Genomic DNA, 12,526 nt, shown 5'->3' on the forward strand with positions numbered 1-12,526 from the left:
CGCCGATGTCGTTGGACCGACCCAAGGAACTGCTCAAGCCGGTCAAGCGCCGCTTCATTTTCCTGACTTTCGTGCTCGCCGTGCTGATAGAGCTGGTGCCGCTGCCGCACGGCAGCACCCGCTGGCTGCCCGATTTCATCGGCCTGCTGATTCTGTACTGGGTGATCAACCAGCCTCGCCGCGTCAGCATCGGCATCGCCTTCCTGATGGGCATCGTCGCCGACGTGTCCACCGCGGGGCTGTTCGGCCAGCACGCGCTGGCCTACTCCATTACCGCTTTCCTCGCCATGAGCCGCCAGCGCCAGCTGGTGATGTTCAATCTGGGCCAACAGGCGCTGGTGGTGCTGGGCCTGATGTTCACCAACCAGCTCATCATGGTGGTGGTGAGAATGCTGACCGGCTCGGCCTTCGTCGGCTGGAGCTATTTCCTGCCGCCCTTGATCGGCGCGCTGCTGTGGCCGCTGCTGACCAAGCTGATGCTCGTACCTTACCGCCAACACTCGGCATGAAACCTGACTGATCCATGCGCCGCCCAACCCGCTTCAAGAACCCGCAGAACGACGAGGAGCAGTTCGAGCTGCGGCTGGTCATCGCTTACGCGCTGATCATATTGATGTTCCTGGTGCTGCTGTCGCGCTTCATCTGGCTGCAGGTGTTGCAGCACGACCACTTCTCCACGCTGGCGCAAAACAACCGCATTTCGCTGGTGCCCATCCTGCCCAATCGCGGCCTGATCCTGGACCGCAACGGCGTGGTGCTGGCGCAAAACTATTCGGCCTATACGCTGGAGCTGACGCCCAGCAAGATGCCGGACCTGGACGCCACCATCAAAAAACTCAAGACGCTGGCCGACGTGACCCCGCGCGACGAGAAGCTGTTCAAAAAGCTGCTGGCCGAGAGCAAGAACTTCGAATCCATCCCGCTGAAAGTCAAGCTGACCGACGCCGAAGCGGCCCGCGTGGCCTCCCACGCCTGGGAACTGCCCGGCGTGGAGGTCAAAGCGCGGCTGTTCCGCGACTATCCGTACAAAGAGATGACCAGCCATGTGCTGGGTTATATCGGCCGCATCAACCAGAAGGACAAGGAGCGGCTGGACGACGAGGACAAGACCACCAACTACAAGGGCACCAACTACATTGGCAAGACCGGTCTGGAAGCGGTGTACGAGGATGATCTGCATGGACAGGTGGGCTTCGAGGAAGTGGAAACCGACTCCGGCGGCCGCGCGGTGCGCACGCTGCGCCGCACGCCGCCGATCAACGGCAACACGCTGAAGCTGGCGCTGGACATCCGGCTGCAGGAAATGGCCGACAAACTGTTCGGCGACCGCCGCGGCGCGCTGGTGGCGATAGACCCGAACACCGGCGGCGTGCTGGCCTTCCTGTCCAAACCGGGCTTCGACCCCAGCCTGTTCATCGACGGCATCGACAGCCAGACCTGGTCCTCGCTGAACGCCGATTGGCAAAAGCCGCTGGTCAACCGGGCGCTGCGCGGCACCTATCCGCCTGGCTCCACTTTCAAGCCCTTCATGTCGATGGCGGCGCTGGTCACCCATAGCATAGGCATGCACGACATCCGTCCGGCGCCCGGCTATTTCACCCTGCCCGGCTCCAGCCACCAGTTCCGCGACAGCAAGAAGGGCGGCAACGGCATGGTCAATCTGCAACGCGCCATCACCGTATCCAGCGACACCTTCTTCTACAAGCTGGCCTGGGACATGGGCATAGACAAGATCCACCCGGTGGTCGGATCGTTCGGCCTGGGCAGCAAAACCGGCATCGACCTGGACGGCGAGGCCAGCGGCGTGCTGCCGTCCAAGGAGTGGAAGGCCAAGCGTTTCGCCCGCTACAAGCCGGAAGTGCGGCGCTGGTATCCGGCCGATGTGGTCAGCGTCGGCATCGGCCAGGGCTTCAATTCCTACACCCCGCTGCAGATGGCCAACGCCACCGCCATCATGGCCAATAACGGCATCGCCTTCAAACCGCACCTTGTGCAACAAGTGGTCGACTCCAAAACCGGCCAGGTGCGCCTGATTGAACCCAAGCCGGTCAAGCAGCTGCCCTACCCGCAGGAGTACTTCGACTACATCAAGGAAGGCATGCACAACGTGATGATCTCCGGCACCGGCGCGCGCGTCGGCCAGGGGCTGCAATACACCATGGCCGGCAAGACCGGCACCGCCCAAGTGGTGGCGATCAAGCAGGGCGCCAAGTACAACGCCGCAGCGCTGGCAGAGCAATACCGCGACCACAGCTGGTTCATCGCCTTCGCTCCGGTGGAGAAACCGAAGATCGCGGTGGCCATCATCGTGGAGAACGCCGGCTTCGGCGCCGCCGCCGCCGCGCCGGTGGCGCGCGGCCTGTTCGACTTCTATCTATTGGGCAAGGTGCCCAAAGACATGAATGGCCTGCTGAAGACCATCCCGCAGGAAAACGGAGACGTGAGTGAAGACGCCGCTGATTAAGCAAATCTGGCAACAGATCAAGGAACCGCTGGATGGCTGGTTGATGCTGTTTCTGGGCTTGCTGTTCCTGGTCAGCATGGTGCTGCTGTATTCCGCCAACAATCAGTCCTTCGACAAGATAGACAACAAGCTGATCTACACCGCGATGGCGCTGACGGTGATGTGGCTGATCGCGCGAATGCGTCCGCAGAGCGTGATGAACTTCGCGCCGCCGATCTACGCGCTGGGTGTGCTGCTGCTGCTGGCGGTGCATTTCAAGGGCATCACCGTCAATGGCTCCACCCGCTGGCTCAGCCTGGGCGTCACCCGCATCCAGCCGTCGGAAATCCTGAAGATCGCGCTGCCGATGATGCTGGCCTGGTTCTTCCAGAAGAACGAACTGTCGCTGCGCTGGTGGCATTATCTGGTGGCCGCGGCGCTGATGCTGGTGCCGGTAGGCCTGGTGCTGAAACAGCCCGACCTCGGCACCGCCTTATTGATCGCCGCCGCCGGCTTCTTCGTGCTGTTCTTCGCCGGCCTGCCGTGGAAGGTGATCCTGGGCGGCATCGTGCTGGCCGCCGCCAGCATGCCCCTGGTGTGGAACCACCTGCACGATTACCAGCGCAAGCGCGTGCTGACGCTGATCGACCCCACCACCGACCCGCTGGGCACCGGCTACCACATCATCCAGTCCATGATCGCCATCGGCTCCGGCGGGCCTTGGGGCAAGGGCTGGCTCAATGGCACGCAGACTCACCTGGATTACATCCCGGAACGCACCACCGACTTCATCTTCGCGGTGTACTCCGAAGAGTTCGGCCTGGCCGGCAACCTGGTGCTGCTCACGCTCTATCTGCTGATTCTGAGCCGCGCCATGATGATCACCGCCAGCGCGCAAACGCTGTACGGCCGGCTGATGGCAGGCTCCATCACCATGTCCTTCTTCGTCTACGCCTTCATCAATATGGGCATGGTGTCCGGCATCTTGCCGGTGGTGGGCGTGCCCTTGCCTTTCATGTCCTACGGCGGCACCGCTACCGTGACGCTGTTCATCGGCATGGGCATGCTGATGGGCATCAGCAATCTGCGCAGGCTGTAAGCCGCTGGCAAAAGCCCTGATCCTGCGTTGCGCCTCCTTGCCGCACTCAATGTACTGCCTGCATCGGCGCGCCTTGGCTCGGGACTTTCTCCAGCGGCTTGGCGTTGAACAAGCGCGGGTCCCCGCTTGCGCCGTCCGGCGTCAGTCGGCAGCGCGCTGTCCGGCAGCGGCCGGCCGTGGCGGTCGAACAGCCTGAGCTGGCGCGGCAGATCGTGCTCGTCGGCCAGCTTCACGCCGATGCCGAGCAACCGCACCGGCCGCGCGCCGCGCGCGAAGCCGGTGCGCAGCAACTGGGCGAACACAGGCATCGACAAGGCCTGGCCCAGTTGCTCCACCGTGGTCTGGCTGAAATCGTCGAACTTCAACTTGACCGACAAACCCTTGAATTCCGGGTTGCCGTTGCGCGCCAGCCTGGCCTGCAGCCGCTCCACCAGCTCCGGCAGCTTGGACAGGCAACTGGTCAGGTCCGGCAGGTCCTGGGCATAAGTCTCCTCCACGCTGATCGACTTGCGGCTGCGGTCCGGCGACACCGGCCGCTCGTCCACCCCGTGCGCCATCGCCAGCAATTGTTCGCCGAAGCGTCCGAAATGGCGAAACAGGTCGGCCGGCGTCCAGCGCCGCAAATCGCCGCAGCTGTGGATGCCTAGCCTGTGCAAGCGCTCCGCCGTCACCTTGCCCACGCCATGCACTTTTTCCACTGGCAAGGCGGCGACAAAGGCGTCCACGTCCTGCGGCCGCACCAGGAATTGCCCATCAGGCTTGTTCCAGTCGCTGGCCACTTTGGCCAGGAATTTGTTCGGCGCGATGCCGGCCGAGGCGGTGATGCCGACCTCGTCGCGAATCTGACGGCGGATGGCCTCGGCCATCCGCGTGGCGCTGCCCTGCTCGTGCGGCCGGCCGCTGACGTCCAGATACGCCTCATCCAGCGACAAGGGCTCGATCAGTTCGGTATAACGCTGGTAGATGGCCATGATCTGCTGACTGGCCAGGCGGTAGCGCGCCATGTCCGGCGGCAGGATCACCAGCTCCGGGCACAGCCGCAGCGCGCGCGCCGAAGCCATCGCCGAATGCACGCCGAAACGGCGCGCCACATAATTGCAGGTGGCCACCACGCCGCGCGTTTCAGGCCGCCCGCCGATGGCCAGCGGCACCTCGCGCAAGCTGGGATCGTCGCGCATTTCGATCGCGGCGTAGAAGCAGTCGCAATCGACATGGATGATCTTGCGCTGGATGGCGTTCATGGCGATAGGGTTCTCAAGCGGGGCGGTCGCTATGGCCCAGCGGCTTGTCCGGGGCGATGCGGTCGCGCAGCCGCTGCTTGAGCAGCTTCAGTTCCGGAAAGCCGTCATCCTGTTTGCGGTCCCACAGGCACTCGCCGTCTACCTCGACGCGGAACACCCCGCCGCTGCCGGGGCGCAGGGCGACTTCGGACACTTCTTTTTCAAACGTGGTCAGCAGTTCCTGGGCCAGCCAGCCTGCGCGCAGCAGCCAGCGGCAACCGGTGCAGTAATGAATGACGACTCGGGGAAGGAAAGCGGGAGTGGCGGAATCAGACATGGCGGGAAGGCGACGAGACAAAACGAAAGCATAACGCAGAAAAATGACGCCGGCCCCCTGTCTTAATTTGTTTTCGGGTGCATGGCACCCGCTCCTCCATCATTCTCTTTTGTATTGGCAGACTTGGCGCAAAACCAGTTTCGGGAGCCGGCGGCCAGGGTAAAGTCTTGTTCAAAACTCGTCGCAGAACCGAGTGTGCCCAGTCGCAATCTGGCTGTAAAGCGAGCGCTAAGCATATAATTCATTGCTGCAAAGCAATATGTAACTTCGGCGCAACGAAACCCGATACGCATAAAAAACAGCAGCTTGCCCGATTATCCGATGCAAGCTGCCGTTTACCGAGATCCGGCCGGAATAGTCCAGCCGCAACGCTCAGTGGCTATGTTCCGCGGCCGCGCCGCCATCCTGCACGACGACGTCCACTTTCACGCTGCCGGCCTTCTCGAACTTCAGCGTCAGCGGGAAATGATCGCCGGCCTTCAGCGGCTGTTTCAGGCCCATCAGCATCACATGGTAGCTGCCGGGGGCGAACTTGACGGTTTTGCCCGGCGCCAGCTCCACGCTGTCCACTTTGCGCATCCGCATCACGCCGTTGTCGTTGACGTGGGTGTGCAGTTCGGCGGTGTCGGCGCGCGGCGTGCTGGCCGATACCAGCTTGTCAGTCTCCTTGCCCTGGTTTTCCAGAGACAGGTACACGCTGCCGGTGGCGCTGGTTTCCGGCATCGCGCGGCTCCACGGATGGCCGATGTGGATGGAACCGAGCTGGAAAGAATGGGCGGCAACCAGACCGGACAGGCACATGCCCAACAGGGCGGCGGCAAAACGTTTCATCGCGGACTCCATGAAATGATCGAAAATACCTTTGACTGTACCATCGCGCGCCCATCGCGGGGCGCGACAAAATGTCGCAGCCCGTCGCCGATGCAACACCTCTTCATGCCATCGTTTTAAAGCGCGTCTAGTCGCTACCCGCTGGCCGCGGAACCCTCTACAATCGCATGGCTTCTCCATCGGCCCTGCATCATGTTCAAAACGTTGTCGCTGCAATTCCTGTTTGGCGGTCTGCTCAGCCTGATCACCATCACCAATCCCTTGTCCAAGATTCCGCTGTTCATCACGCTGACGCGCGAAATGAGCGACTCGCACCGCGACTCGCAAGCCAAGCGCGCCTGCGTGTTCGCAGCAGCCATCATGGCGGTGAGCCTGTTGGCCGGCAACCTGATCATGGCCGCCTTCGGCATCTCATACGGCGCGCTGCGCATTGCCGGCGGTTTCGTGGTGGCGGTGCTGGGCTACCGCATGCTGTTCCTTTCGCAAGACCCGGGCCAGGCGCCCAAGCAATCCGGCGAGCGCGAGGACTACGCCTTCTTCCCGCTGGCCATGCCCGGCATCAGCGGCCCCGGCACCATCGCGGTGGTAATCGGCATCTCCACCGAAATCGCCGAACTATCCACCTTGCCGGCCAAGGCCATCGCCTTTTTCATGACCTTCGCCGCCATCGGCCTGACCTGCGTCGGCATGTGGCTGACGCTGAAGTCGTCCTTGCTGATCTCGGAGCGGCTGGGCCGCGGCGGCCGCGAAGTGATGACCCGGCTGATGGGCTTCTTGCTGATCTGCATCGGCGTGCAGTTCGTCGGCTCCGGCATCCGCACCTTCATGGCGGGTTCGTGAAACGCCATAGCCTGATTTGCACGGCTACAAGTTGTATACCAGCACCACCCCGATCAGCAGCGGCGCCAACCAGCGGCAACTCAAGCGCATCCACGCCTCAGCCCACGCCGACAGCCGCAGCTGATCGCTGACTGCCGGCCAGGCCACCCGACCGGCAAACAAGGCAGTGCCGATGCACCCCAGCGGCAGCAAGATGTTGCAGGCGGCATAGTCCATCAGCTCGAAGATATTACGGCCAAACAGCTTGCAATCGGCCAGCGGGCCAAAGGACAAAGCCGCCGGCACGCCGGCCAGAAACACCAGCGCAGTGACGGCGAGGGTAGCCTTGCGGCGGCTGACGCCGAATTCGTCGATAGGCAGAATCACCACCACTTCCAGCAACGATACCGCCGAGGTCAGCGCCGCCATCAGCAGCAGAATGAAGAAAACGATGGCGAACAGCTGGCCGTAGGGCAAATGGTTGAACACCACCGGCATCACCATATAGGTCAAGCCCGGCCCGGCCTGCGGGTCCAGACCGAAGGCGTAGATGGCCGGAAAAATCATCAGCCCCGCCAGCACCGAAGTCAGCGCGGTCAACCCCGTGACCCACAGCGCCGAATTGCCCAGCCGCGTGTCCTGACCCAGATACGAACCGTAAGCCAGCATGCAGCCGGCGCCCACCGACAGCGAGAAGCAGGCCAGCCCCAGCGCCTCCACCAGCATGGCCGGCGTCAGCCTGGAAAAATCGGGGCGAAACAGCGCCTCCGCCCCAGCCAAGGCGCCGGGCAGCGTCAGCGCGCGCGCGATCAAGCCCAGCATCAGCAGGAACAGCAGCGGCATCAACACCTTGCCGGCGCGCTCTATGCCCTGCTGCACCCCGCCCACCACCACCAGCAAGGTCAGTCCGGCGAACAAGGCATGGGTGAGCAGCGCCTCCACCGGATTGCCGACGTACTGGCCGAACAGCTGGCCCAGCGCCGACATATCATCGCTCATCACCCGGCCATCAACGGCGCGCAACAGATAGCCCAGGGTCCAGCCGCCCACCACGCTGTAGAAGGCGAACACCAAGAAGCAGCACAACACGCCGCTGTAGCCCAGCAGCTTCCAGCGGCGCGAACCCAGCCTGGCAAACGCGCCCACGGCGCCGCAACCGGCGGCGCGGCCGATGGCCAGCTCGGCCTGCAGCAGCGCCAGGCCCAAGGTAAAGGTAAATGCCAGATACACCAGCAAGAAAACGCCGCCGCCATTCATCGCGGTGACGTAAGGAAACTTCCAGATCGAGCCTAAACCGACGGTGGCGCCGGCCGAGGCCAGAATGAAACCGAGGCGGGAACCCCACTGCGTGCGCTGCATGAATACTCCTGAACTAGCTGAAGCTGCCGCCGCGCGGGGTGAGACTGGATAAAACAAGGCCGCCCTGTGCGGCGGCCCGGAACAACAAACGACAACTCCCCTGGCGCGCCGATCAGCTGCGCCACCACCAGTTGCGGTTGAAAGAGGGAGTGGGTTTCGTTTGCATCATTTTCACAGCATGCCGGTTTTGACGACGCCTCGTCAAGCCCGGCATGCCCTTCAACGATCAGACGTTCTCGCTGGCAAGACGGGCATCGGCGCCGGATTTGCCCTTCAAGCGGAAGCCCACCCACAGCAGGCCCAACCACAAGGGCAGCACGTAAACCGATACCGCCATGCCCGGCGTGAACAGCAGAATGCCGAGGATCATCACCATGAACACCAGGCACGCCCAGTTGGAAACCGGATGCCACAGCGACGGGAACACCATTTTCAGGCCGCCCTTAGCGCGGCGGAACTTCAGATGGGTCAGGCTGATCATCGCCCAGTTGGTCACCAGCGCGGCCACCACCAGCGACATCAGCAAGCCCAGCGCCTCGCCCGGCAGCAGATAGTTCAGCAGCACGCAGGCCACGGTGGCCAGCGCGGAGAACAAGGTGGCGTTGACCGGCACGCCGCGCTTGTCCAGCTTCTTCAGCGCGCGCGGCGCGTTGCCCTGCTCGGCCAGGCCGAACAGCATGCGGCTGGTGGCGTAGACGCAGCTGTTGTAGACCGACAGCGCGGCGGTCAGCACCACGAAGTTCAGCGCGTGCGCGGTAAAGCCGGCGCCGATCTGCTGGAAAATCATCACGAAAGGGCTGCCGCCGGCGGCGACTTTGTTCCACGGATACAGCGACAGCAGCACCACCAGCGAGCCGATGTAGAAAATCAGGATGCGGTAGATCACCTGATTCACCGCCTTGGGGATGGTTTTCTGCGGGTCGGCCGCTTCGGCCGCGGTCATGCCGATCAGCTCCAGGCCGCCAAACGAGAACATGATCACCGCCATCACCATGAACAGGCCGCCGAAACCATGCGGGAAGAAGCCGCCGTCATTCCACAGATTGCTGACCGAGGCCTGCGGGCCGCCGGTGCCGGACAGCAGCAGGTAGCCGCCGAACAGGATCATGCCGATCACCGCCGCCACCTTGATCAGCGCGAACCAGAACTCGGTCTCGCCGTAGGATTTGACGTTGGCCAGGTTGATGGCGTTGATGCAGACGAAACACACCAGCGCGGTCAGCCAGGTCGGCACATGCGGCCACCAGTACTGGACATAGGCGCCCACCGCCGTCAGCTCGGCCATGCTCACCAGCACGTACAGCACCCAGTAGTTCCAGCCGGACAGGAAGCCGGCGAAATTGCCCCAGTAGCGGTAGGCGAAATGGCTGAACGAGCCAGCCACCGGTTCTTCCGCCACCATCTCGCCCAATTGGCGCATGATCAAAAAGGCGATGAAGCCGGCGATGGCATAGCCGAGAATCATCGATGGCCCCGCGGCCTTCAGCACGCTTGCCGAGCCGAGAAACAGGCCGGTGCCGACCGCGCCGCCCAGCGCGATCAACTGTATATGGCGGTTTTTCAGCTGGCGCTGCAAACCGGTATCAACTTCACTCACGATTTATTCTCCTGTGGTGCAGGCGGCGGGCCGCCTGTAAGGTGCAATGTGCATCTAACCACCTGCCGGGCGCACCGTCAAACCGCTGGATACAATATATATGCTCACATTATGATGATTGGTTGCATTTTAGAAATTAAAAACCATTGAATATGGCTTTTTTTGACATAAATTGCCAATAATGGCGCATCACGCTGCAAATTCCCTAGCCAGCACCCTGGCTGCCCCGCCGCTAACGTTTCGTTACCCGTGGTGACAAATGCTGTACACAGTTCTTGCAACTGCCAACTGATAATCGCGTCCAAGCCATATGTGACCGCAGCGTCACTTCAGGGAGAGAATAATGAAACAGTCCGTACTCATCGCCAGCGTGCTGGGCGGCGGCATCGCGCTGGGCGCCATCGGCGTAGCCGGCATCCAGGCACTCAAACCATCCAAGCCGGAAACCGTCGCCGCGGCCAGCGCGCCGCTGGCCCAGGCATCGGCCCCGGCCGTCCAGGCGCTGCCGCCAAGCGCGGCCTCCTCCACGGAGGCTCAGGCGGCCGCCGTAGCGGCCCCGGCCGCGGCAGTAGCGCCCGCTGCGCCGAAACCCGCGCCCAAGCCGGTCCACGCCAACCACGCCAAGATACTGGCCGTGACCCCGATCAAGGAAACGGTGAGCGAGCCGAAGCAGGTTTGCCATCAGGAGCAAGTCGTCCACCAGGCGCCGGTACAGGACAATAACCGCATCGCCGGTTCGGTGATCGGCGGCGTGGTCGGCGGCCTGCTCGGCAACCAGGTCGGCGGCGGCAACGGCAAGAAGGCCGCCACCGTGCTGGGCGCGCTGGCCGGCGGCCTGGCCGGCAACAAGGTGCAGGAAGGCATGCAGGAGCGCGACCAGGTGGCCAGCACCCGGACCATCTGCAATACCGAGAACGTGGACAAGGAAAAAGTCGTCGGCTACAACGTGCGCTACTCGCTGGACGGCAAGACCGGCACCGTGCGCATGGACCAGAAGCCGGAAGGCAAGACCTTGCCGGCCAAGGACGGCAAGCTGCTGATCTGATCCCTCTGACCCCAGCCCGAAAAGCACAAGGCCCGGAAACCGGGCCTTGTGCTTTATGTTCACGCCACCTGACGCGGCGCCTCGACTCGCAAGCGCTGGCGCGCCGCCACCTCTTCCGCCGCCTCCGGCGGGCCGAACAGCGACACCAACCGGTCGCGCCAGTTATCCGCCCGCCAGGCCTCCGCCAGCATGTCGCGCCACTCCACCACGCTGACCCACAGCGGATTGAAGCTGCTCACCGGCTTCACCGTGCCGTATTCGCAGGGATCGCTGTCCCGCTCCTCCACGAAGGTGCCGAACAGCCTGTCCCAGACCACCAGCACGCCGGCGTAGTTGTGGTCGATGTAGCGCGGGTTCTTCGCATGATGCGCGCGGTGGATGGACGGCGTGTTGAAAACGTATTCCAGCCAGCCCAGCTTGGGCACGATCTGGGTATGCACAAAGAACTGGAAGGCGAGATTCAGCAACACCACCGCCACGACCTGCTGCGGCGGAAAGCCGAGCCAGGCCAGCGGCAGCCAGAATGCCCACATCCCGGCAAGCGGATACATCAGGCTCTGGCGGAAGGCGGTGGTGAAATTCATGCGCGTGGAGCTGTGGTGCACGCTATGCGCCGCCCACAGCCAACGCACGCGGTGGCTGACGCGGTGGAACCAGTAGTACAGGAAGTCCTGGCCGAGAAACAGCAGGAAGAAGCTCAGATAGCTGTCGGCAAAATCGAATAGCCGGTGCTGCTGGTAAATCCAGCCATATAAAGGCAGCACGAACACCCAGGCCAGCTTGTCGGCGCCTTGGTGCAGCAAGCCCAGCGCCGCGCAGCAGGCCGAATCGCGCCAGTCGTACACGGACAACCGCCCCTGACGCCGCAGCCTAAACAGCTCCCAGGCGACAAACAGCAAAAAGACCGGCACCAGCGCCAGCAGTATCAGTTCCACCGGAAATTTCATCGATCATCCCCTCGCCAGACAAAGCAAACACTCGATTGGAGTTTAGGCTCTATCCAGCAAGGGCTGTCAACCGCCATGTCATGGCATCCAGGCAGGACCGGCTGACTGTGGCGCGAAAACCATAGCCAGGCTATTCGCGCCTGGCCATATAAGCCGCCAGCGCGGCGTCGCGGTCCGCCCATACGCGGGCCACGCTGGGCCGCTGTCCCAGGCGCTGCAGATAGTCGGCGCAACCCGACAGCCGCAGCGTCATGTCCTCGCCGAGGAAAGTCTGGCTCAAGCGCCCCACCGTCGGCAGGATGCCGGCGGCGCTGAGATCGGCGAAGCTGAAGTCTTCGCCGGCCAGCCACGGCGCCTGCCGCGCCAGCTGCGCCACCGCGCTGATGCCGCGGGCCAGAGCCTGGCGTATTTCCTCGGCCTGCTCCGCGCTAGGCTGGCTGCCTTTCATCATGTGGCCGATCAACGGGGCCGCCGGCCGCATCACATACAGCTCCAACATGGTCATCAGCTCGCGCGCCAGGGCACGGCCGTTCGGGGTCGGCGGCAGCAGCGAAGCGGTGGGATACGCATCCTCCAGCCACTCCAGGATCACCGTCGATTCGGCCAGCGGGTGGCCATTGATCTCCACAAACGGAATCTTGCCCATCGGGCTCTTTTCCAGCAGCCAGTCCTCCTGCGAGGGCGGGGTCAGCACCTCCTGGAAATTCACGCCCTTCTCCAGCAAGGCGATCTTCACCTTGTTGTAGTACGGCGACAAAGACAATCCGTGCAGTTTGATCATGCCATCTCCAAAAAACATTGGGAAAGCGGCGGGGCGGAATGCGGCCCG

Annotated in this window: 12 protein-coding genes; 5 read left to right on the top strand and 7 right to left on the bottom strand. The window is 63.1% G+C overall.

All coding sequences use genetic code 11. From position 1 onward, the window contains the following. Window positions 1-5: 5 nt before the first annotated feature. From mreD to rodA, 3 genes are read left to right on the top strand one after another with little or no spacing between them, the layout of a single operon-like run. A complete protein-coding gene (gene mreD, locus BI343_RS03685) occupies window positions 6-509 on the top strand; it encodes a rod shape-determining protein MreD (protein ID WP_071108704.1) in 504 nt (167 codons plus the stop codon). A 14-nt stretch (window positions 510-523) separates the two neighbouring features. After that, window positions 524-2,464 (top strand): penicillin-binding protein 2, encoded by a 1,941-nt coding sequence (gene mrdA, locus BI343_RS03690; protein ID WP_043623761.1) that lies wholly within the window; start codon window positions 524-526, stop codon window positions 2,462-2,464. After that, a complete protein-coding gene (rodA, locus tag BI343_RS03695; protein WP_071108705.1) occupies window positions 2,445-3,542 on the top strand; it encodes a rod shape-determining protein RodA in 1,098 nt (365 codons plus the stop codon). Before mrdA ends, rodA begins: the two co-directional genes overlap by 20 nt. Here rodA and dinB read toward each other — a convergent pair. From dinB to BI343_RS03710, 3 genes are all read right to left on the bottom strand, one after another. Further along, window positions 3,464-4,783: a DNA polymerase IV gene (gene dinB / locus BI343_RS03700; RefSeq protein WP_244886561.1), complete on the bottom strand. Its 1,320-nt coding sequence runs from the start codon at window positions 4,781-4,783 to the stop codon at window positions 3,464-3,466. The two genes, rodA and dinB, sit on opposite strands and share 79 nt — an antisense overlap. A 13-nt stretch (window positions 4,784-4,796) precedes the next feature. Next, a complete protein-coding gene (locus tag BI343_RS03705) occupies window positions 4,797-5,099 on the bottom strand; it encodes an Rdx family protein (RefSeq protein WP_043623754.1) in 303 nt (100 codons plus the stop codon). Between the two features lie 372 nt (window positions 5,100-5,471). After that, window positions 5,472-5,930 carry a copper chaperone PCu(A)C gene (locus tag BI343_RS03710; protein ID WP_071108706.1) on the bottom strand — a complete coding sequence of 153 codons (459 nt, stop codon included), beginning with the start codon at window positions 5,928-5,930 and terminating at the stop codon, window positions 5,472-5,474. Window positions 5,931-6,122: 192 nt separating this feature from the next. Between BI343_RS03710 and BI343_RS03715 the strand changes: the two genes are divergently transcribed. Further along, complete coding sequence (locus BI343_RS03715; protein WP_043623749.1) at window positions 6,123-6,770, top strand: MarC family NAAT transporter; 648 nt, start codon at window positions 6,123-6,125, stop codon at window positions 6,768-6,770. A 24-nt stretch (window positions 6,771-6,794) separates the two neighbouring features. Here the strand turns inward: BI343_RS03715 and BI343_RS03720 are convergent, their stop codons facing one another. Next, window positions 6,795-8,108: a sodium-dependent transporter gene (locus tag BI343_RS03720; protein WP_071108707.1), complete on the bottom strand. Its 1,314-nt coding sequence runs from the start codon at window positions 8,106-8,108 to the stop codon at window positions 6,795-6,797. A 226-nt stretch (window positions 8,109-8,334) separates the two neighbouring features. After that, window positions 8,335-9,705, bottom strand: coding sequence for an amino acid permease (locus BI343_RS03725; RefSeq protein ID WP_071108708.1), 1,371 nt, complete (start codon window positions 9,703-9,705; stop codon window positions 8,335-8,337). Between the two features lie 343 nt (window positions 9,706-10,048). Here BI343_RS03725 and BI343_RS03730 point away from each other — a divergent pair, with 343 nt between their 5' ends. Beyond that, window positions 10,049-10,750 carry a glycine zipper 2TM domain-containing protein gene (locus tag BI343_RS03730; RefSeq protein WP_083340781.1) on the top strand — a complete coding sequence of 234 codons (702 nt, stop codon included), beginning with the start codon at window positions 10,049-10,051 and terminating at the stop codon, window positions 10,748-10,750. A gap of 59 nt (window positions 10,751-10,809) precedes the next feature. Here the strand turns inward: BI343_RS03730 and BI343_RS03735 are convergent, their stop codons facing one another. Together BI343_RS03735 and BI343_RS03740 are read right to left on the bottom strand one after the other, a co-directional pair. Beyond that, on the bottom strand, window positions 10,810-11,697 hold the full coding sequence (locus BI343_RS03735) for a sterol desaturase family protein (RefSeq protein WP_071108709.1): 888 nt from the start codon (window positions 11,695-11,697) through the stop codon (window positions 10,810-10,812). A 130-nt stretch (window positions 11,698-11,827) separates the two neighbouring features. Continuing rightward, window positions 11,828-12,478, bottom strand: coding sequence for a glutathione S-transferase family protein (locus BI343_RS03740; RefSeq protein WP_043627445.1), 651 nt, complete (start codon window positions 12,476-12,478; stop codon window positions 11,828-11,830). Window positions 12,479-12,526: the final 48 nt, after the last annotated feature.

The organism is Chromobacterium amazonense (assembly GCF_001855565.1).
Classification (GTDB): domain Bacteria; phylum Pseudomonadota; class Gammaproteobacteria; order Burkholderiales; family Chromobacteriaceae; genus Chromobacterium; species Chromobacterium amazonense.